Origin of the sequence: Paenarthrobacter nitroguajacolicus, assembly GCF_051027655.1 — a bacterium.
Lineage (GTDB): Bacteria > Actinomycetota > Actinomycetes > Actinomycetales > Micrococcaceae > Arthrobacter > Arthrobacter nitroguajacolicus.
This window is the reverse complement of sequence record NZ_CP073234.1, coordinates 1886385-1907694: the sequence shown is the minus strand read 5'-3', so window position 1 is coordinate 1907694 and position 21310 is coordinate 1886385. Positions and strand designations below refer to the sequence as shown.

Genomic DNA, 21310 nt, shown 5'->3' with positions numbered 1-21310 from the left:
CAACAGGCTACTGAGGAGTAGACCTTCCCACCAGTTCCGCCGCGCCCGGGCTTCGCTTCCCGGCACCCTGGGTTGCAGGCAACTCCAGCCGCCCATCTGCCGGATCAATATCATCCGGATTATGCGTAACCAGGACAACGGTGACGTCCTTGAGTCCATTGCGCAGAATGGCCATCATTTCCCGCGCCGAGCCCGCATCCAAGTGGGCCGTAGGTTCGTCAAGCAACAAGACGGTGGCTCCGGTCAGGAGCGTCCTGGCCATGGCAAGCCGCTGACGTTCGCCGCCGCTCAGGAAAGAACCGCCAGGGCCGATACGGGCATCGAGCCCTTCCGGCAGTGCCGCCACGACTGAATCAAGCCCGACGTCGGCCAGCGCCTTGCGCATCTCGGACTCGCTGGGCTTCGCTGCGGCCGGGCGGCTCAGCAGGAGGTTGCCGCGGATAGTGGAGTCGAACAGGTGTGCCTCCTGGGGGCACCACGCAGCTTTGCCGGAGAGCTTCACAGTTCCTTCTGTCAGGGGCAGGAATCCGAGAAGTACCGAGAGGAACGTGGACTTCCCTGCGCCGGAGGGGCCGGTCACGGCAAGCCAGCGGCCGGGCTCGGCAACAGCATTCACACCGGAAAAGACGTTCGGGCCACCCGGCCAGGACGCTGACGCACCCCGCATCTCCAGTCCCGCCCGGCCGGGCCGATCAGGCGGGCGACGCGTGCCGCCGTCGTGCTCTTCCGCTTGGCTCCCTGGGGTGGGGGTGTCCAAAGCGCCGGATGCTGCCACCCGGCCGAGCACGGCTGCGAGCGCCGGGGCTTGGCGCACAGCGGACACGATGCCACCAAAGGGTTCAACCAAGGCTAGTTGCATGAGGACAATGACAGCTGCCAGTTCCGGGGCGACAGTGCCGTTCAGTACGGCGGGTGCACTCAGGACGCCCGCCCACAAGGCGGCCGTAGAGCAAGCCAGGACAATCACTGCCTGGCCGAGCCCTTCAGCCCATGCCGACCGTTGTGCAGAGAGGGTGGCGGTGCGGTCTTTGTCGCGCAGTGCACCGAGGACAGGCTCCCCCACCCCGTTGGCGCTCAGTTCCGCACGGGCATCGAGGGCTGCGGCCACTCCCCGAAGCACCACTGAACGCATCTGCTGTTCAGCCTTGGCGGCGTTCCTGTCAGCCAGGACCGCAAGGGTCGGGGCAAGGACCAGGCCGACGACGGCGGTTGCCACCACCGCCGGCAGGGCCGCCGGTAAAACGATGGCTGTAGCGAGGATCGCCGCCGCCCCGACTCCAAGGGCAGTCACGGGAGGGAGGACAACCCTGGGCAGAAGATCGCGGAGGGTGTCCACGTCGTCCACGATGGAGCCCAACACGTTGCCGCCTTGGAGGAGGCGCCGGAGGGACAGCGCCCTGCGGCTCAGCGATGCCCACAGAGCACCGCGGAGCCGGGTCATCGCAGCGAAGACAGCATCATGGGTCAAGAGCCGCTCGCAATAACGCAGAACGGCCCTTCCTATACCGAAGAACCTGACACCGACGATCGCGCCGAGCAGGTAGAGAATGGGCGGTTGTTCGCTGGCGCGGATGATCAGCCACCCGGACAGACCTGACAGTGCCACTGCGAAGAGGGCGGCCAGGACGGCCACGACACCTGCGGCAAGGAACTTCCAACGTACGGGTACCAGAGTCCGCAGGAGACCATGCAGGCTGCTGGTCGTGGGAGCGGGCGGGAGGCCGCGTTGGGGACTGGCTTCCTTCGCTGGGACTATAACAACCCCGCCACGGGCACCGCGCGGACTGCTCGCCACGGCCACTATGGGCACCGAGGTCCCCTGGCGGTGCTGGTGCTGCTGCCCTACGGGTACCAGGTGGTCGGCGAGGGCCCGGGTGGCGGCGTCGTGGGCCACCAGGATCACGGTGACGTTGCCACGAAGCGACTCTATGGCGCGACGGACCACGCTGGCGGAGTATTGGTCCAGATGGGCGGTGGGCTCGTCGAGCAACAGGACCGTAGCGCCTGCGTCCACGCGGGCCAGTCCACGGGCGAGTGCGATCCGCCGCAGCTCTCCGGGGCTTAGTTCCGCTGGGTTCCTGGCAGCCAGGTGCTCTGCAGAGGCCTTCCGAAGGACACGGGTGACGGCCTCGGAGGCGTTCCCCTTGTACCCGTCAAGATAGAGTTCAATCTCTTGCTGCACAGTTTCGGTGGCCATGACAGGGTGTTGCGGAACCCACGCCACTGTCCCCGGGTCCGCACCGGTGACGGTTCCTGTGACCGAGGCTCCGGGCCCTTGGCCGATGAGCCCGGCGAGGACACCCAGGACTGTGCTCTTCCCGGAGCCGCTGTCGCCGTCGAGGGCGGTAACGCGCCCGGGCGCGGCAGTGAAGCTGAGGGGCCCGACGGCGGCTGCTGACCTTCCGTAGTACGTCACAGACAATCCGCTCACAACTACCCCGGCCTGTGCAGTGCCGGACGGTTCTGTGCAGGCCTGTTCTCTGCAGGCCTGCACAGTGTTTGAAGGCCCATGATCCTGCAGGCGCTCGTGTGCGGGGGCATCCAGTACGGCGTTGGTGGTTTCGAGGGCTGCCCTGCCGTCATCGCTTGCGTGGTGGGCGGTGCCGAGTTCCCGTAGCGGAAGGTAGCAATCCGGGGCCAGGATCAGTGCCAGGAGACCTGCTTCAAGGGCCATGTCGCCATGCACCAGCCGTACGCCGATGAACACAGCCACTACGGCCACGGAGATCGTCGCTATGAGTTCCAGGGCCAGCGCGGAAAGGAACGCCGTGCGGAGCGTGCCCATGGTCCGGGTCCGGTATTGCTCGGAGATATCTTCCAGGGCTGCGCGCTGTTCGGTGGCACGTCCCAGGCCCACCAGGACGGGAAGGCCTTTGGCGAGTTCAAGGATGTGGCCGGACAGTTTCCGGAGCGTGCTTTGCGCCTCCCGGACGGTGTCTTCGGTGTGCCTGCCGATGAGGACCATGAACAACGGCACCAGTGGAACTGTCAGGACGATCACCACTGCACTCACCCAGTCGGCGAAGAGGATCCGGGCTCCGAGCAGGAGCGGGACCGTCGCGCAGTTCACGATCGCAGGCAGGTATTGGGTGTAGTAGTCGTCCAGTGCGTCCAGGCCCCGCGTGGCAAGGATCGCCAGGCCGCCGTCGTTCATTCCCGCTACGGGCGACGAAACGCCGTCGGACAGCGAGCGCCTCAACAGCCGTGCCCGCAGTTCCTCTTTGACGCCCAGCGCAGCCCGCCTGGAGGCAATGCCTTGGCCCCACACCGTCAGCGACCTGAGGACCGCTCCCACCGCGCCCCAGATCAGCCCGTAGTTCCAGTCCGCCAGGCCGGTGTTCCCTGCCCCGGACGTTAGTCCGGCCAGCATCCCCGCCACAGCTTGGGCCATGAGCACCAGGGACAGTGCTTTGAGGGTGGACATCAGGCCAAGGGCGTAGAGCGCCGATCGTGTGGCTGGGCCGGTAGGGAACACGGGTTTCATGAGGCGGCTATTCTCCCGATTTGCGTGGTGTGGCCGGCGAGCTGTCCTTGGGCATCATCACCTTGGCGGCGATGGCTGGCAGGAACCCGTGGGCTTCGGGGATGTGGGCCGCGCTTACGCGCCGACGGAACACCCAGTACGTCCATGACTGGTAGGCAATCACGAGTGGCAGGCCAACGGCTGCAACGATGCTCATGAGGCCCAGCGTGTAGTCCGAGGACGAGGCATTGGAGATGGTCAAGTTGAAGGCGGGATCGATCGTGGAGGGGATGACCACCGGGAAGGCAGCTCCGAAGATCGAGACAGTGGCGCACACAATGAACGCGCCGAGGGCACTGAAGGCGCGCCCTTCGGACCCGGCTCGGGCCAGCCGCCACGCCAGGACCACTGCGACGATAGCTGCTGCCACCAGGGCCCAGGTCCAGGGCTTACCGCTCAGGAACTGGACGGCCACCATCCAGCCGAACATCGGCAATACCGCGAACGGCACCAGTCGAATGAACCAGCGGCGGGCGCGGTGCCGCACGTCGCCGTCGGTCTTAAGGGCAAGGAACGCCAGGGCGTGTACCAGGGCAAACGCCACCACACCGAAACCGCCAAGGAGTGCGTAGCCGCTGAACCAGGACATTGGGCCACCGACGCGGTCCCCATTGGCATTCAAGGGCAGGCCAGTGGTGGTGAGCGCCAAGGCTGCGCCGATGCCGAACGCGGCCACGAAGGACCCGATCGCGATCGCCCAGTCCCAGCGGTTGCGCCACTGCTCGGAGTCCACCTTGCCCCTGTATTCGAAAGCGACTGCCCGGAAGATCAAGGCGGCCAGGACTGCCAGTAGCGGGAGGTAGAGGCTGGAGAACAGCGAGGCGTACCAGAGAGGGAAGGCTGCGAAGGTGGCACCGGCTGCGGTGAGCAGCCACACCTCATTGCCGTCCCATACCGGGCCTATGGTGTTCAGCAGCACGCGGCGGTCGGTGTTGTGGCGGGCAAACAGCTTCATGAGCATGCCGACGCCGAGGTCGAAACCCTCCAGGAAGAGATAACCGGTCCACAACACGGCGATGGCTACGAACCAGATGGTTGGCAACAGTTCCATTGTCAGTACCCCTTGGCCTTAGTAGGCGAATGCCAGGACGTCGTCGCCGGACTTGTCCGGTCCGGTGCCGTCGTCGTTCTTGTCATGTTGGTCGTCTGAGTCCTGCGTGCGGCCCAGTTCGGGCATCGCCGAGGCCACGCCACCGCGGACGTACTTGACCAAGAGCTTCACCTCCACCACCAGCAGCACGGCATAGATGGCGGTGAGGACTACCAGCGAGGTCATGAGCTCTCCTGCGCTGACCCCAGGAGATACCGCGGCAGCGGTGAACATGAAGACCTGGTCGATTCCGTTCATGTCGGGGTTGGGGGCCACCACGAACGGCTGCCTGCCCATTTCGGTAAAGATCCAGCCTGCGGCGTTGGCGCCGAACGGTGCGAGGATCCCCAGGACGGCAAGACGCATGAGCCATTTTGACCCGGGAACCACACCCTTGCGGGTGACCCAGAGGGCCAACAGTGCCGCGAATGCGGCGAGGCCACCGAAGCCGATCATCATGCGGAAGCCCCAGTAGGTCACTTCCATGACAGGCACGTACTGGATTTCCTGTCCGGCGCGCTCACCGTACAGCGGGTTGTCCGGCAGGTGGGTGCCGTACTTCTCCTTGTACTCACCCAGCAGGCTGTTCACGCCCTTGACCTCGGTGGTGAAGTCGCCCTTGGCCAGGAAGGAGAGGATGCCGGGTACTTCGATGACAGCCACGATGTCGTCGCAGTTGGTGGCACCGAGGTTGCCGACGCTCAGGACCGAGAAGCCCGTGCCGTCATGGCAGGCAGCTTCCGCTGCGGCCATCTTCATGGGCTGCTGCTCGAACATCAGTTTGCCCTGGAGGTCACCTGTGATGGCCGTTCCTGCGAAGGAGATCATGGCCACCACTGCGCCAATTCGCAAGGATGTCATCCATACGGTGTAGTCGGCTTTGTCACGGCCCGGGATTGCGGCCTCGCCGGGAACCAGCTTGCCGTCCTTGCCCACCACATCAATGCCATCGTGGCGGCGACGCCAGAGGTGGTACCAGGCGATACCCAACAGGAAGGCGCCCGCGACAGCCAGTGCACCGAACAGTGTGTGGGGCACCGCAACCAGCGCCGTGTTGTTGGTGAACACAGCCCAGGCATCGGTCATCACGGGCCGGCCATCCACCATCTCAACGCCCACGGGGTGCTGCATCCAGGAGTTGGCCACGATGATGAAGTATGCGGAGAAGACTGAACCAATCACGGCGATCCACAAGCACGCCAGGTGGACGCCGCGCTTGAGTTGCTTCCAGCCAAAGATCCACAGTCCCAGGAAGGTGGATTCAACGAAGAAGGCCAACAGTGCTTCGAGGGCCAGCGGCGCACCAAAAACATCCCCGACGAAACGACTGTACTCACTCCACGCCATACCGAACTGGAATTCCTGGACGATGCCGGTGGCTACGCCCATGATGAAGTTGATGAGGAAGAGCTTTCCCCAGAACTTGGTCATCCGCAGGTACTCGGGCTTGCCGGTGCGGTACCAAATGGTCTGGATGATGGCCACTACCAGGCCGAGGCCAATGGTGAGCGGCACCATCATGAAGTGGTAGACGGTAGTGATACCAAACTGCCAGCGTGCGATTTCCAAGGCGTCCATGGCTGTCCTTTGTGCGGTGGACCGAAGTACGATGACCTTACTTCTACGTTACGTAGAAAACTTCTCTTCTACACAGTGTAGAACAAACGGAGGGAGACGAAACACATTCTTCAAGTGGCGTAACCCACGCGCAAGGGATCGCTCAGGGGCGCGGCGCGCCGATAGTTCTACCTCACGTAGAATGAAGCTCTGAAAAGCGGTAGATTTATTGTGGAATGTTGGATCATCGCTCCCGGCAGCAGCCACCCTGCACCGGGAAGCGGAAGGTAGGGACGTATAAATGGCAAGTCTTGGGGAACTGGAACGGGCAGTGATGGATCTGCTCTGGGCAGGCCAGGAGGCTGCAACCGCCAACACACTGCGCGATCTCCTGGCGCAGGATTCCGAGGCCGGTGACGGCACCGCGGGTCATCAAGGCAAGGATCTGGCCGTAACCACGGTCCTCACTGTGCTCTCACGCCTGGAAAAGAAGGGCCTGGTGGAGCGCGAACGCGGAACGCGGCCACACCGCTACCAAGCCGTCTCCAGCCGCGCCGATCACACCGCCGAACTCATGCACGAAGTCCTGGGCTCGGCTCCGGACCGCGAGGCCGTCCTGGCACGCTTCATTGGTTCCGTCACCGAAAGTGAAGCCGCTACCCTGCGCAAACTGCTCGGCTACAATTAGCCACTATGTTCTGGACCTCATACCTGCTTGCGGTCCTGGCAATCATTCTGGCGTGGCCAGTACCCGTACTCCTGTCGCGCGCACAGTGGCCGGCACGATCCCCCTTCACCGCCATGGTGCTGTGGCAAGCGATCGCCCTCGCTGGTGGCTTGTCCATGATCGGGGCCATGCTCGTTTACGGACTCGAGCCCATCGGGGACAACCTCATTGCGGGACTCAAGAGCCTGGCCGGGATGGTCTTCAACAACGAACCCACCACGGCGCTGGGCTTCTGGCACCTTTTTGCGCTCTCCGCAGCGGCACTGTTGACCGCCCACCTGGTCTTCACCCTGCTGCTGACCTATTACAAGATTGAACGCCAGCGGCGACGCCACCGCGAGCTGCTGGCCCTTCTGGCGTCACCGTCGGACGACGGCCCCGGCACCGTGGTGATCAACCACGACTCCCCCGTCGCCTACTGCCTCCCTGGCGGCGCCCGATCCGTAACGGTACTCTCCGACGGCCTGATGGCAGCACTGGAACCAGCTGAACTCCGGGCTGTGCTGATTCACGAGAACGCGCACCTGTCCCAGCGCCACGATCTCCTCCTTTGGGCCTTTGCTGCCTGGCGTCAGGCCCTGCCATGGTTCCCCACCACCCGGCTGGCCCAGACCGCGGTGAACTCCCTGATCGAAATGCTGGCCGACGACGTCGCCCTCCGCACCGAAAGCAAGGGCACCCTGATCAAGGCCATCGCCATTGTTGCCAGCGGCACCACACAGCCCGCCCTGGACGGGCAGTCCGTCAGCGGGCGTCAGGCACTGGCCGGCGGCCAGGCACTCAGCGCAGGGGGCGCCGTTGTCGAGGGCAATGCAGTCAGCGCCACCGGCGGTGCCGACTCCCCACGCACGACGGCGTCACGCGTCAGCCGCCTGCTCTCACCCAAGCCTCCACTCACCAGGGCTGCACGGGCACTGGTCCTGGCCGCCTCCGCCTTGCTGCTTGCGGTGCCCACTGCACTGTTGATCGTTCCGGGACTACTGGGCTGACGGATTGCCTGGCTTGACCGGCTACTGGGGAAGCGTCGCCTCGTACACCAAGGACGCGTAGCCTTCCAAGGCCTCGGCACAGCGAGCCAGGCGCTCTGAGGCAACAGCCGCCTGCGGCAAATGAAGCACATCGCGCGACTTCAACTCCCTGTACCAGCGTCTCAAACGCTCCAGGCTTTGTTCTTCTTCCTCCAGTTCGGCGAAAGTGAACTTCTCCCTCGAGATCTCTTTGGCTATCTCCTGCTCAAATTTGCCGCAATCGGCCGTGAACTCGTTCCACTCTTCCAGCCGGGCATCTTCGAATGCGCTACGGAACGTGTCCGCACCTGCGTCCCGGGGCGCAGCGTCCACCAACGTCCAGGAACCATCGCCCTTTGCCACCAGCGCCGCAGCTCGCGCGAGGCCTTCATCGAAGGCCGGATGGGCAGGCAGAACCCAAGTACCCGGCGACAAAGGAACAGCCCCGATCCGGCGCAGTTCGCGCCACACCGCCACCCTGTGCCGGGATGGCTGCGCAGGAACCTGCACCAAAATCAACAACCACTGTTCATCAATCACACTTACGAATGTAGCAGCTGTTACATTCGTACTGTGAAAGCCACGATCACTCTTACATCTTCCGTTGCAGCCAGCCAGCGTTGGCCCCTCTACGCCGCGGGATTTACCACCGCCTTTGGCGCCCATGCTGTCGCAGCGGGCCTTGGGGCAGAAAGCGCGGACATCGGTTTGAGTTTGCTTGCCCTGGGCGTTCTGCTGGCTTTGTACGACATCGCGGAAGTGTTCCTCAAACCCGTTTTCGGCGCCCTCAGCGATCGCATCGGACCCAAGCCGGTCATCGTGGGTGGGCTGGTGGCTTTCTCCGCGGCCTCCCTGATTGGATTATCGGCGGATCAGCCCGCCATGCTCGCCGCCGCGCGACTTGGCCAAGGGATGGCAGCTTCAGCCTTCTCCCCGGCTTCGTCCGCTAGCGTTGCCCGGCTGGCAGGCGGCAAGACCGGGCACTACTTTGGCCGCTATGGCTCCTGGAAAGGACTCGGCTACGCTATTGGACCGCTGCTCGGAGCCCTGGCCATCATCACCGGCGGATTCAGCCTGCTGTTCGGGATCCTGGCGGCCCTGGGCCTGGCAGTGGCCGTGTGGGCCCTTGCTTCAGTGCCCCGCCTGCAGCCGCTTCCCCGCCCCCGGTACACCATCGTCGATGTTTGGCGACAAAGCACCCAACGGTCGTTTCTTGGACCAACCCTGGTGTTGGCCGCTGCCACGGGAGCACTGGGTGCCGCCGTCGGCTTCCTCCCTGCGCTGGCAGCACGGGAAGGGCTTGGCACGGCCGGCAGCGTTGCCGTAGTCACAGTGCTCGCAGTAGCTTCCGCGCTGATACAGCCCCGCGTCGGCCAGCTGCGGGACCAAGGAAGAATCGCCGACAGGCCCGGCATGGTGGCCGGCCTGCTCGCCATCTCCATAGGCACCCTGATAGCCGGCTTGTTGCCGGGAGCAACGGGGATCTACGTCGCGGCCGTGCTCATCGGTACGGGAATCGGCGTGTCCACACCTCTCGCATTCGCCCACCTGGCCGATGCAACACCGGCCGAACGCCTCGGTAGAACCATGGGCTCAGCCGAGCTGGGCCGTGAACTTGGCGACGCCGGTGGGCCGCTGCTGGTGGGAGGCGTTGCCGTAGCGGCCGGGCTGCCTTGGGGTCTGGGCGCCTTGGCCTTGGTGGTGGGAGCGGCTACGTTCGCCGCCCCGGGCGCCCCCACGCCACAAACCGCTGATGGTGCCCCGGCTCCGTCAAAGCCGAGCTAGGCGTCGATGCGCTCCCGGTCCAGGGTGGCCGCGCCGGCAATAATGAACTCCTTGCGCGGCGCCACGTCCGAGCCCATCAAAAGATCGAAGACTTCCTCGGCACGTTGGGCGCTATCGATGCCCACCTTCCGGAGGGTCCGGTGTCGTGGATCCATAGTGGTCTCGGCCAGTTGCTGAGCGTCCATTTCGCCCAAACCCTTATACCGCTGGATAGGTTCCTTGTAGCGTTTTCCTTCCTTGGCAAGGTTGGAGAGAAGCACGTGAAGCTCGGCCTCTGAGTAGGTGTAGATCATCTCATTGGCCTTCTGGCCGGGGTTGATCACTTCCACGCGGTGCAGGGGCGGGACAGCGGCAAACACGCGGCCGGCCTCGACCATGGGACGCATGTATCGGAAGAACAGGGTGAGCAGCAGTGTGCGGATGTGCGCACCGTCAACGTCGGCGTCAGTCATGAGAATGACCTTGCCGTAACGGGCAGCGTCAATGTCGAAGCTTCGACCCGAGCCGGCGCCCACAACCTGGATCAACGCCGCGCACTCAGCGTTGGACAACATATCGCCTACGGATGCTTTCTGGACGTTCAGGATCTTGCCGCGGATGGGCAGCAGTGCCTGAAAGTCGGATGAGCGGGCAAGTTTGGCAGTACCGAGCGCCGAGTCACCCTCAACGATGAACAGTTCAGAGCGCGCGACGTCATCAGTACGGCAGTCTGCAAGCTTGGTGGGCATTGACGAAGTTTCCAGGGCGTTCTTGCGGCGCTGGGTTTCCTTGTGCACGCGGGCAGAGATGCGCGACTTCATCTCGGCGACCATCTTCTCCAGGAGGAGCGCCGACTGGGCTTTGTCGTTGCGGTTGGCCGAGTTCAGCCTTGTAGTTATTTCCTTCTCAACCACTTTGGCCACGATTGCCCGTACCGCCGAGGTACCAAGGATCTCCTTGGTCTGCCCCTCGAACTGCGGCTCCGCAAGCCGGACAGTCAGGACGGCAGTCAGCCCGGCGAGAATGTCGTCTTTCTCAATCTTGTCGTTGCCGGCTTTGAGCTTGCGCGCGTTCGTCTCCACGGCCTTGCGGAAGGTCTTCAGCAGGGCGGCCTCAAAACCGGACTGGTGCGTTCCGCCCTTGGGCGTTGCGATGATGTTGACGAAGCTGCGCATAGTGGTCTCGTAACCGATGCCCCAACGCAGGGCGATGTCCACCTCGCAGTCACGTTCAACTTCCGCGATCTTGCTGTGCCCGTTCTCATCGAGGACCGGAACGGTTTCCTTGAATTTTCCAGAACCGTGAAGGCGCCAGACATCCGTCACTCCGGAATCGGCAGCGAGGAACTCGACAAACTCGGAGATGCCGCCATCGTGATGGAACACTTCCTCATGGACACCGGCCTCTCCAGGTGTTCCGGCCAGCTTGCGCTCGTCGCGCACGGTGATTTTCAGGCCGGGCACAAGGAACGATGTTTGGCGGGCCCGTGCGGCCAGGTCGTCGTAGGAGAACTTGGCGTCAGGGGTGAAAATTTGACGGTCTGCCCAATAACGCACGCGAGTTCCCGTGACGCCACGCTTTGCCTTGCCCACAACATCCAGCACCGAGTTCTCAACGAACGGCTCGAAGGGTGCATTGGGGCTTGGTTTTGCACCGGAATCCACGAAGCGTCCCGGCTCGCCGCGGCGGAACGACATCTGGTAGGTCTTGCTGCCCCGGTCCACCTGGACATCAAGGCGGCTGGACAAAGCGTTCACCACCGAAGCTCCGACGCCATGCAAACCGCCCGAGGCTGTGTAGGAACCGCCGCCGAACTTGCCGCCCGCGTGCAGTTTGGTGAACACGACTTCGACGCCGGAGAGGCCTGTCTTGGGCTCTACGTCCACGGGGATACCGCGGCCGTCGTCGTGGATTTCCACGGAGTTGTCGGCATGCAGGATGACTTTAATGTCATGTCCAAAGCCTGCAAGAGCCTCATCCACGGCGTTATCGATGATTTCCCATAAGCAGTGCATGAGGCCGCGCGAGTCAGTGGAGCCGATGTACATGCCCGGGCGCTTGCGAACGGCTTCCAGGCCCTCAAGGACAGACAGATGCCGGGCGTTGTATTCAGAACTCGGTGCCACTCGCGGTGTGCTCCTTCGGGGTATATCTCCGGGTGCTTCCCAGCCGTGTGTTGACTGGTAATTCAAGGCAAACACTGCCCGTACAAGCGTAGCCGGGGAAGTCATCAGGCGCCGTTTGCCACTCCAGCGCGGGCGCTGCCTGCCTGGTTACGTTACGCACATGTGATACGCGGACAGCGAAAGTGACCCATCCTTGCCATGGATCTGCCTCGAATGCTGGTTATATGGATGTACAGAACTACTAAGGAGGCCGACATGACAACAGCAGTTGCAGACCGCACGCTGAACGCAGCTGACCGCTGTGACCGTTGCGGAGCCCAGGCGTACGTCCGCGTTGTACTCGAGTCCTCCGGTGGTGAGCTGCTCTTCTGCGGCCACCACGCACGTGCAGTTGAAGCTACGCTTCGGCCAATGACTTCCGGCTGGCACGATGAGACCGAGCGCCTCAACGAGAAGGCTCCCGTCCCCGTCGACTAGGCAGTCCGGTTATCCGGAAACCCTTTTTGATTACATGACAAGGCTCCTCCCACACGGGAGGGGCCTTGTTGCGTTGAACTGGTTGCGTTGAACTTGTTGCGTTGAACTTGTTGCGTTGAGCTTGTTGCGTCCAGCTTGTTGTGGCCAACAAGAAAAAGCGGCCCAGCCGGAATTCCGACTGGGCCGCTCTCATCACCGGTTCTGGGATGTTATTAGTCCAGGTAGTCCCGCAGGACCTGCGAGCGGGACGGGTGCCGCAGCTTGGACATGGTCTTGGATTCGATCTGGCGGATACGCTCGCGCGTGACGCCGTAGACCTTGCCGATTTCGTCTAAAGTCTTCGGCTGGCCGTCGGTCAGGCCGAAGCGCATTGCCACAACTCCGGCTTCGCGCTCGGACAGGGTGTCCAAAACCGAGTGCAGCTGCTCCTGCAGGAGCGTGAAGCTCACGGCGTCGGCAGGGACCACAGCCTCGGAGTCCTCAATCAGGTCACCGAACTCCGAGTCACCGTCCTCACCCAGCGGGGTGTGGAGCGAAATCGGCTCGCGGCCGTACTTCTGGACCTCGACAACCTTCTCAGGCGTCATGTCCAGCTCGAGTGCCAGCTCTTCAGGCGTCGGTTCGCGGCCGAGGTCCTGAAGCATTTGGCGCTGTACGCGGGCCAGTTTGTTGATGACTTCCACCATGTGCACCGGAATGCGGATGGTGCGGGCCTGGTCTGCCATGGCGCGGGTAATCGCCTGACGGATCCACCAGGTTGCGTAGGTGGAGAACTTGAAGCCCTTGGTGTAGTCGAACTTCTCAACTGCACGGATAAGGCCCAGGTTGCCTTCCTGGATCAGGTCCAGGAAGAGCATGCCGCGGCCGGTGTAGCGCTTGGCCAATGAAACGACCAGGCGCAGGTTGGCTTCGAGCAGGTGGTTCTTGGCACGCTTGCCATCGTGAATGACGAATTCAAGCTCACGCTTGAGCTTGGGATCCATGGATCCGTCGTCAGCGTTGATCTTTTCCTCGGCAAAGAGGCCGGCCTCGATCCGAAGGGCGAGGTCAACTTCCTGCTCTGCGTTCAGCAGTGCGACCTTGCCGATCTGCTTCAGGTAATCCTTGACGGGGTCGGCAGTAGCACCGGCCGACATGACCTGCTGGACAGGGGCGTCGTCGTCGTCGGCATCGGAGTAGACGAATCCCGTACCTGAGGGAGCAGCCTTGTCCTTGGTAGCCGTGGCGCCGTCCTCGACGTCATCTTCTCCGACTTCGACTTCCTCGGCAGCTGCGGGATCAAAGTCTTCATCCTCGCCGCTGGAATCCTCAGCGTCGGATCCTGAGGACTTGTTCGCGGCCTCAGCGGCGGCCTTCGCGCCGGGCTTGGGTCCACGCTTCTTGGGTGCCGGCTTGTCAGAGTCGCCCTCTGAGGCCTTGTTGGCAGCACGTGTCGCTGCGCGCTTTGCCGATGTTGCCGCCTTCTTTTCCTCAGCGGACAATTCGGCCTGGGCGGCGGGTTCCTTCTCGACGGAAGACGGGGTCACAGAAAACCTTTCTAGCGGCGGTCTGTGGAATCACCATACGGGCAACACCACTATGACCCTGTCAAGTCCGCGATCAATTTCAAATGCGATCGCCGCCTGCAGAGTCTCTATAGAGAACTCCCGACGACACTGTTTTGTTCCCGATGAAGGGGCCAATTCAGGCATTCGAACGCGGACCCAACCGGGTCTCGGCATCCATTGTCTCACGGTTTTGCGAAACGCATGCCTAGGGAATTTTCAAACCCCCTAGGCCACCGTGTCCTTGAACCCGCGCCATGCGGTCTCGGAGCTCCGCGCCCAGGTGCAGATGCTCCCCTGTCCCAGAAGGTCCATGAGCAGTTCGGCCAGCCGGTATCCCGGTTGCGCAGCCTCCGCCCGGCTAAGGCAGGCGTGCGCAACGGATCCACGCCCCTTGCACCAGGAAATCCAGCCCTGAAGGGTCAATGCCGCTGCAGGCACTACGCCGGATTCGTCGTCGACACATAGCCCGGCAAGAACCTGTTGCAATGCGTCAAGGGTGTTCCAACAAGGCATGTGCGGTCGCATGCCCAGTAGGACATCTCCGTAGGTGAAGACATCCCCGGACGTATCGGGCTCATGATGAACTTTGGCAGCCGGAACGGCCGGGGCCGGTACGCCGAGTTCTTGTGGGTCGAAAGGCGTGCCTGCGTCGTCTTCGCTGAAAAGTCCGAACGCCGCAGCACCGGACTTTGCGGACTCCATGCCTGCTGCCGCCATGACAACCACAGCGTCCCGCCACGCCGGGACTCTCAGGGTGGTTCTGAGGAAGCCCAGGATTTCCGCGTCAACCCCGGGCTGGAGTGAGTCATCCGCTTCACATCTCTTAAGCACGTGGTGCCACACAGCAAGGACGGCGTCCAGACACCGCTCGCTCCGCCACCCACCGAGAATCTGCTTCCCATAGCGTGTCTCTGCTGCCAGCACCAGAGGGTCCAACGTCCCCGGACTTGAAAGCCGGGGCTGTCCGGGCCCGCTCCTCGGCGACGGCCCGATGGAGCTCCCCCGGTACACCAGTTCTGCACTGAGCCTGCTGTTCTTGATGCGATCAACAGGCAATCCCGGCACCGGGCAACATTGAAGATCTGTGCAGTAGGCGCTGCGCCAGTACTCGGAGCCAACCAGCCACGCGTCCCGGACCGATAAATCAACCTCGTCCAGACTCCGCTGGAGGGCTTCGAGCAGCGGAATTGCCTGCCGGACCACATCGCCGTCCTCCCATCCGGAGTCGGTGTAGACGGCAAGCACCACCCCGTTAGCGTCCTCATCGGCGATCAGGAAATTGCGGATCTGGTCCGCGAAACCCGAGCGGGCTTGTGGTGAATCAAGGTTCGGCAGGTCCACCCGCAGTGTGGCGCCAAGGACCTTCCCTTGCATGGTGATGGCCACAAGGCTGTCCTCGGGCCAGTAACCCAGCATGTGGGGAATGTAGCCAAGAATGTCTTCGGGTTGGTGGATGCTAAGCGTTCTGTTGGAAGTCATGGTTCCACCCTGCTCAAGTCCTGCCGGAGGAGACAGTAACCATCACGCGTATGTGGAAAAGCTGCCGCAGCAGCGCGGACCGCCTAGGGCTCGTCCGGAGAAACGGTTCGTGCGGCACGTCGCCGCTCGATCCGTTCCCGACGCTGCCTGGCAAGGGCGGCCAGCAGCGGCTGCACGTGAATCCCCTGGGATGCCATCTGGCGTCGCACCTTCCGCCGTGTTACCAGGATGAGCACCGTACCAAGGCCAAGAAGAACGAACTGAACACTGAGGGCAATACGGAACGGCGCAAGCCCGTACAAATCACCGCCGGAGAAGCCACTGGCGTACAGGAGGTCGAGTACCAGACCGATGAGGTAAATGGCGACGAGCGCCGCAATAAAACCGCCAACGTTGACGATGCCGGTTGCCGTGCCGATTCGATGCGAAGGATTGAATGTCCTGGCGAAGTCGAATCCGATCATGGACCCGGGCCCACCCACAGCCAGTACCACCACCAAGACGGCCAGGAGCCACAGCGGGGCGCGCTCAGGAAGAACCAGCACGGCGGCCCAGGCCAAGGCTGTAGCCAACGCAATCAGCAGGACCATTGCGGATCTTCGCATGGGATGTTTAGAGACGAACCGGCCAAAACCAGGGCCGGCAACGATCGCCGTCGCAACAAATAGTGCCATGAGCCCGGAGACGGTCCCGGCATCGAGTCCCTGCGCCGATAACAGGAAGGGATAGCCCCATGTCATGGCAAACAGGTTCCCGCTGAACTGCACTGTGAAGTGGCTCCAGAGGCCCAGCCGGGTGCCGGGCTGTTTCCACGCGCGGGACAGCGAGATACCGGTGGCACGGAGGCCCTGGCCGGTGTCCCGGGGCGGGTGCCCGGGTGGTGCGTCCCGAAGCACTGCGAGCACGAGGACTACTGCCAGTACGGACATGGCTGCCAGGGTGAGGAACGCGGGCGTCCATCCGGCCGAGTGAAGAAGCAGCGCGAACGGAACCACGCTGAAGAGTTGGCCGAGCTGGCCGCACATGCCAGTCAGTTGAGTGACCAGCGGAACCTTGGCAGGAGCGAACCACAACGGGACCAGGCGGATCACCGAAATGAAGGTCATCGCATCGCCGGCTCCCACCAGGACGCGGCCCAGGACGCCACCGGGAACACTGTCCGCAAAGGCCAACTGCAACTGCCCCAGTCCCATGAGCACTGCACCACCTGCCACCATGGCCCGCGAACCGAACCTGTCCACCAGAACACCGACGGGGATCTGCAGCCCTGCATAGACCAGGAGTTGAAGCACCGTGAAGAAGGAGATGGCAGCGGCGCTGGCATGGAACCGCTCAGTAGCTTCCAGCCCTGCGACGCCAAACGAGGTTCTCTGCGCCACCGCCACCAGGTAGGCGAACACGCCGATCGTCCAGATGAGCCAGGCGCGGGGAGCATTCACCCAACAATTATGCCTGCCGGCAACTCAAAGCTGATTTATTGAGGCGAGTCTTTACGCGCCAGATAGGCCTCTACGGCAGCTCCAATATCCTCGGCGTTGGGCAGCTCATCATTCGAATCTGCCAGCAGCGAGCGGCGGACGATGCCCTCGGATTTCTCGTCGTAGCGCGTCTCGAGATTTGTGACTACTGCCTGAACTTCTTCAGAAGCCTCGATCTGCTCAGCGATCTGGCGGCCCACTTCACGCCCGGCTTCCCGGAGCCTGTCCGTTGGCAGCATGAGGGAGGTTGCCGCCCCCAGGTATTCCAAACCGGCGACGGCGGCCGGCGGGTACTCCGCTTCAGACAGGTAATGCGGGACATGGATGACGTAGCCGGCCACATTGCGTTCCGCTTCGGTGAGCCGGAGTTCCAGGATGTGTCCAATGGCAGCAGGAACATCTACCGTGGGTTTCCAACTTGAAATTCCCTCAATGAGTTCAGGCATATTGCCATGAACCGTCACTCCAACGGGCCGCGTGTGCGGGACGGGCATGGGGATGGAATGGATCCAGGTCACCAGGTTGACGTCCAGCTCTTCAACAATTCCGACGACGGCCCTCGAGAAGCGCTCCCACTGCAGGTCTGGTTCGAAGCCGGCAAGCAGCAGGAACGGCTGACCGAGGCCGTCATTCAGCTTGTAAAGGCCGAGCTTTGGCGCTTGGTAGTCCTGCAGGTGGTCTTCCACGAAGCTGATGTGGGGCCGCCTCGAACGGTAGTCGATGAGTTGGTCGGCATCGAACATGGCCACCACCTCCGCACCCAGTTCGTCCAACAGTTCCGCGTTGATCTGCCGGACCACGTGACCGGCATCGGCAAAACCCGTGAACCCCATGACCATGTTCAGGCCGCGAAGCTCGGGGCTGTGGAAGGTCTCAATGTTTCGCGCGTACAGCGATTCGGGGTCCAGGAGGGAGCCGGATATCCGTTCAAACACGGCGTGTTCCTTTCGCAATGACAAAGTTAGGGGAAGTCCCGGGCGCCAACCACATGGCACCTGGCCCATGACACCCAGCGATATGGGCACGCCGGGCACCATTGTTTGGCTGCGGGACTCTATTAATCCATACAACGCTCCACGCCATGACGGCATTCCTGCCCTCGATGTGCCGCAGCTCTCATTTAATTGCCGTCCGCAGCGTTCAAGAGACTACGATCGAAGCGGGCCGACGTCCTTTTGCGACGCTGGACCTGAAGACCAAGGCCGCCGTAGCAGAAAGACGTCGGGCGCGTACCGGGGCAGGCCGCCAAACATGCGGGCCGCCATGCAATGCAGAGAGAAGTGAGGACACATCCTCGTGGTCAAGACTACTGACATCATCCTGGGCATCATCGCCAAGGACCTGAAAAAGTCCCCCAGCGACGCACTTGTGATTGGCGTTGCCCAAGGCGCGGACGGGCCGGTACTGCTGTCCAACCCGTTGAGTGCGAAAGCCGCCGAATCCGTTGCGGGCTCCCTGCAGCTTCTGGGGATCACCGGCGCCGCGGACCAGGTTCACCGGCTTCCGGGCCTGCCGGAAACAGGCTCGGGGATTCTTGTCCTTGCAGGCGTAGGAAAGCTGTCCGATGCGGGCAGCCTCAGCGAAGAAGCGCTCCGGCGTGCCGCAGGATCCGCTGTTCGCCAGCTTGCCGGTGCCGCTTCAGTCACTTTGGCCTTCCCGACTGCGACCCTCACCGACGTCGCCGCGGTCGCCGAAGGAGCCGCCCTGGGCGCTTACTCCTACACGGAGCACCGATCCAGCAAGGATGGGCTGAAGGCCCCAGTGGCCAAGGCCTTCATTTTCTCGGATGTCGATGCCAAGTCCGCCCAGCCCGCACTGGACCGGGCAATTGTGCTCGCCCGCGCGGTCAACGCGACCCGCACCTTGGTCAACCAGCCCCCGAGCCACCTGTACCCCGAGTCGTTCGCCGAGTCCGCCAAGGAACTCGCCAAGGGCCTTCCGGTCAAGATCACGGTCTGGGATGAAAAGCGCCTGGAAAAGGAAGGCTTCGGAGGCATCCTCGGCGTCGGCAAGGGCTCTACCCGCCAGCCCCGCCTCGTCAAGGTGGAATACGCTCCCGCGAAAGCCACGCAGAAGATCGCCCTCGTCGGCAAAGGCATCACGTTCGACACCGGAGGCATCTCCATTAAGCCGGCCCTCGGCATGGGTGACATGAAGAGCGACATGGCGGGCGCCGCCGTCGTGCTTAATACCGTCCTGGCCATCGCCTCACTCGGCCTGCCGCTCAAGGCCACCGCGTGGCTCTGCATCGCGGAGAACATGCCCTCGGGCGCCGCAGCGCGGCCCGCGGACGTCTTCACTATCTACGGGGGCAAGACTGTTGAGGTTCTGAACACGGACGCTGAAGGGCGTTTGGTGATGGCCGACGGCATCGTCGCTGCGAGCATGGAGAAGCCCGACGCCATCATTGACGTGGCAACACTCACCGGCGCACAGCTGATCGCCCTGGGCCTGCGTACTGCCGGCGTCATGGGATCGGATTCAGTCACGGCAGCGCTGAAATCCGCGGCCGACAGGGCCGGCGAGCTGGTTTGGCCAATGCCGCTGCCTGAGGAACTCCGGCCGAGCCTGGACTCGCAGGTGGCAGACCTCGCCAACATCGGTGAACGCAACGGTGGCATGATGACCGCAGCAGTCTTCCTTCGTGAGTTCGTGGGCAAGAACGGCGACGGCCAGCAGATCCCGTGGGCACACGTGGACATCGCCGGTCCCTCGTTCAACAACGGCGCCCCGTATGGTTACACGCCCAAGCAGGGAACCGGATGCACCGTCCGCACCCTGGTTGCCTACGCCGAGGATCTCTTGGCGGTCTCCGCCTAGCACCACTCCCCCACGCCCTTCCGGGTTGCGCAGGTCCCTGACGAACGCCGTCCAGGGCCTGCGCAACCCCGGAATTATGCGGGGTGTAGCGCTGTGTCACAAGTGAACGTGAGTCTCGACACAAGCGCTCCACAAACGCCCGCAGAGGGTGGAGCATGGGTAGGTGGTTCGCTAAGGTGAACTCGATAGTCACAAATGCAAGAGAACTTAGGTGCTGGCATAATCACGGCAGAACAAGTTCCAAAGACCAGATGGCACGCAGTCCCGTGTCATCATTCACGCGAGGGAGCGTTTTAGTGGCCGATCAGGCAACTGCGCAAGAATTCGACATCCTGGTACTCGGTGGCGGCAGCGGCGGCTACGCCACTGCCCTGCGGGCCGTACAGCTTGGGTTCACCGTTGGCCTTGTGGAAAAGGCAAAGCTCGGCGGAACCTGCCTGCACAACGGCTGTATCCCCACCAAGGCACTCCTGCACTCGGCCGAACTGGCCGACCATGCACGCGATTCCGCCAAGTATGGCGTGAACGTCACGCTCGACAGCATCGACATGTCTGCCGTGAACGCGTACAAGGACGGCATCATCGCCGGTAAGTTCAAGGGCCTCCAGGGACTCATCAAGTCCAAGGGCATCACCGTCATCGAGGGTGAAGGCAAGCTCCAGGGCAACAACACCGTCGTCGTGAACGGCACCTCTTACACGGGCAAGAACATTGTCCTGGCCACGGGTTCCTACTCCCGTTCACTCCCCGGCCTGGAAATCGGCGGCAAGGTCATCACCTCGGACCAGGCCCTCACCATGGACTACATCCCCAAGAGCGCCATCGTCTTGGGCGGGGGCGTCATCGGTGTCGAGTTTGCGTCCGTCTGGAAGTCCTTCGGCGTGGATGTCACCATCATCGAAGGCCTCCCCTCCCTGGTTCCGAACGAGGACGCCTCGATCGTCAAGAACCTTGAGCGCGCCTTCAAGAAGCGCGGCATCAAGTTCACCACCGGCATCTTCTTCCAGGGCGTTGAGCAGAACGACGACGGCGTCAAGGTCACCTTGGTTGATGGCCAGACGTTCGAAGCCGACCTCCTGCTCGTAGCCGTTGGCCGCGGTCCGGTGACCGCCAACCTTGGCTACGAAGAAGCAGGCATCACCATCGACCGTGGCTTCGTCATCACCAACGAACGCCTCCACACCGGCGTTGGCAACATCTACGCCGTCGGCGACATCGTCCCCGGCGTCCAGCTCGCACACCGCGGCTACCAGCAGGGCATCTTCGTCGCCGAGGAAATCGCCGGCCTGAACCCGGCAATCGTCGAGGACATCAACATCCCCAAGGTCACCTACTGCGAACCTGAAATCGCCACGGTGGGCTACACAGAAAAAGCCGCCAAGGAAAAGTTCGGCGACGACCAGGTGCAGACCCAGGAATACAACCTTGCCGGCAACGGCAAGAGCTCAATCCTCGGCACCGGTGGCATCGTCAAGCTTGTTCGCCAGAAGGATGGCCCCGTGGTGGGCATCCACATGATCGGCTCCCGCATGGGCGAGCAGATCGGTGAGGCCCAGCTGATCGTGAACTGGGAAGCCTACCCTGAGGACGTGGCCCAGCTGGTCCACGCCCACCCCACCCAGAACGAAAGCCTGGGCGAAGCCCACCTTGCCCTAGCGGGCAAGGCCCTCCACGGCTAAGTCTTACCAAGACCCACGGATCGGGTGCATGCAGCG

General features: G+C 62.9%; 15 protein-coding genes. 6 read left to right on the top strand and 9 right to left on the bottom strand.

Annotation, left to right across the window (positions count from 1 at the left end; translation table 11 throughout):
* Positions 1-7 precede the first annotated feature (7 nt).
* The 3 genes from cydD to KCX59_RS09140 are packed head-to-tail and all read right to left on the bottom strand — an operon-like array spanning position 8 to position 6191.
* The gene (gene cydD, locus KCX59_RS09150; RefSeq protein WP_179017358.1) at positions 8-3484 is read right to left on the bottom strand and encodes a thiol reductant ABC exporter subunit CydD; all 3477 of its coding nucleotides are present in this window, start codon (positions 3482-3484) and stop codon (positions 8-10) included.
* A gap of 7 nt (positions 3485-3491) precedes the next feature.
* Positions 3492-4574: a cytochrome d ubiquinol oxidase subunit II gene (cydB, locus tag KCX59_RS09145; RefSeq protein WP_179017359.1), complete on the bottom strand. Its 1083-nt coding sequence runs from the start codon at positions 4572-4574 to the stop codon at positions 3492-3494.
* A gap of 18 nt (positions 4575-4592) precedes the next feature.
* Entirely contained in the window at positions 4593-6191 is a 1599-nt protein-coding gene (locus tag KCX59_RS09140) for a cytochrome ubiquinol oxidase subunit I (protein WP_178995540.1), read from the bottom strand.
* Between the two features lie 280 nt (positions 6192-6471).
* On the opposite strand from KCX59_RS09140, the gene KCX59_RS09135 reads away from it, so the two are divergent.
* Both KCX59_RS09135 and KCX59_RS09130 read left to right on the top strand, forming a co-directional pair.
* The gene (locus tag KCX59_RS09135) at positions 6472-6858 is read left to right on the top strand and encodes a BlaI/MecI/CopY family transcriptional regulator (protein WP_011774471.1); all 387 of its coding nucleotides are present in this window, start codon (positions 6472-6474) and stop codon (positions 6856-6858) included.
* Positions 6859-6863: 5 nt separating this feature from the next.
* Positions 6864-7886: a M56 family metallopeptidase gene (locus tag KCX59_RS09130; protein WP_091466709.1), complete on the top strand. Its 1023-nt coding sequence runs from the start codon at positions 6864-6866 to the stop codon at positions 7884-7886.
* A 21-nt stretch (positions 7887-7907) separates the two neighbouring features.
* Here KCX59_RS09130 and KCX59_RS09125 read toward each other — a convergent pair whose 3' ends face one another.
* Positions 7908-8444, bottom strand: coding sequence for a Chromate resistance protein ChrB (locus tag KCX59_RS09125; protein ID WP_179017360.1), 537 nt, complete (start codon positions 8442-8444; stop codon positions 7908-7910).
* Positions 8445-8477: 33 nt separating this feature from the next.
* Between KCX59_RS09125 and KCX59_RS09120 the strand changes: the two genes are divergently transcribed.
* Positions 8478-9689: an MFS transporter gene (locus KCX59_RS09120; protein WP_179017361.1), complete on the top strand. Its 1212-nt coding sequence runs from the start codon at positions 8478-8480 to the stop codon at positions 9687-9689.
* Here the strand turns inward: KCX59_RS09120 and KCX59_RS09115 are convergent.
* A complete protein-coding gene (locus KCX59_RS09115; RefSeq protein WP_017198883.1) occupies positions 9686-11794 on the bottom strand; it encodes a DNA gyrase/topoisomerase IV subunit B in 2109 nt (702 codons plus the stop codon). The genes KCX59_RS09120 and KCX59_RS09115 overlap by 4 nt on opposite strands.
* Positions 11795-12049: 255 nt before the next feature.
* On the opposite strand from KCX59_RS09115, the gene KCX59_RS09110 reads away from it, so the two are divergent.
* Complete coding sequence (locus KCX59_RS09110; RefSeq protein ID WP_054809363.1) at positions 12050-12271, top strand: DUF7455 domain-containing protein; 222 nt, start codon at positions 12050-12052, stop codon at positions 12269-12271.
* A 212-nt stretch (positions 12272-12483) separates the two neighbouring features.
* Here the strand turns inward: KCX59_RS09110 and KCX59_RS09105 are convergent, their stop codons facing one another.
* The 4 genes from KCX59_RS09105 to KCX59_RS09090 form a co-directional block, all read right to left on the bottom strand.
* Complete coding sequence (locus KCX59_RS09105; RefSeq protein ID WP_091466703.1) at positions 12484-13797, bottom strand: RNA polymerase sigma factor; 1314 nt, start codon at positions 13795-13797, stop codon at positions 12484-12486.
* Between the two features lie 246 nt (positions 13798-14043).
* On the bottom strand, positions 14044-15297 hold the full coding sequence (locus KCX59_RS09100) for a DUF4192 domain-containing protein (protein ID WP_179017362.1): 1254 nt from the start codon (positions 15295-15297) through the stop codon (positions 14044-14046).
* An 83-nt stretch (positions 15298-15380) separates the two neighbouring features.
* Positions 15381-16736: an MFS transporter gene (locus KCX59_RS09095; RefSeq protein ID WP_179017363.1), complete on the bottom strand. Its 1356-nt coding sequence runs from the start codon at positions 16734-16736 to the stop codon at positions 15381-15383.
* A gap of 35 nt (positions 16737-16771) precedes the next feature.
* A complete protein-coding gene (locus tag KCX59_RS09090; protein WP_179017364.1) occupies positions 16772-17710 on the bottom strand; it encodes a proteasome assembly chaperone family protein in 939 nt (312 codons plus the stop codon).
* Between the two features lie 361 nt (positions 17711-18071).
* Here KCX59_RS09090 and KCX59_RS09085 point away from each other — a divergent pair, with 361 nt between their 5' ends.
* Both KCX59_RS09085 and lpdA read left to right on the top strand, forming a co-directional pair.
* Positions 18072-19595, top strand: a complete 1524-nt coding sequence (locus KCX59_RS09085) for a leucyl aminopeptidase (RefSeq protein ID WP_179017365.1) — start codon at positions 18072-18074, stop codon at positions 19593-19595.
* Between the two features lie 296 nt (positions 19596-19891).
* Positions 19892-21274, top strand: coding sequence for a dihydrolipoyl dehydrogenase (gene lpdA, locus KCX59_RS09080; RefSeq protein ID WP_026005508.1), 1383 nt, complete (start codon positions 19892-19894; stop codon positions 21272-21274).
* Positions 21275-21310 lie beyond the last annotated feature (36 nt).

Bases quoted from the DNA above. Each gene is read 5' to 3' on its own strand.
- cydD (WP_179017358.1), bottom strand. From the start codon at position 3,484: ATGAAACCCGTGTTCCCTACCGGCCCAGCCACACGATCGGCGCTCTAC.
- cydB (WP_179017359.1), bottom strand. From the start codon at position 4,574: ATGGAACTGTTGCCAACCATCTGGTTCGTAGCCATCGCCGTGTTGTGG.
- KCX59_RS09140 (WP_178995540.1), bottom strand. From the start codon at position 6,191: ATGGACGCCTTGGAAATCGCACGCTGGCAGTTTGGTATCACTACCGTC.
- KCX59_RS09135 (WP_011774471.1), top strand. From the start codon at position 6,472: ATGGCAAGTCTTGGGGAACTGGAACGGGCAGTGATGGATCTGCTCTGG.
- KCX59_RS09130 (WP_091466709.1), top strand. From the start codon at position 6,864: ATGTTCTGGACCTCATACCTGCTTGCGGTCCTGGCAATCATTCTGGCG.
- KCX59_RS09110 (WP_054809363.1), top strand. From the start codon at position 12,050: ATGACAACAGCAGTTGCAGACCGCACGCTGAACGCAGCTGACCGCTGT.
- KCX59_RS09100 (WP_179017362.1), bottom strand. From the start codon at position 15,297: ATGACTTCCAACAGAACGCTTAGCATCCACCAACCCGAAGACATTCTT.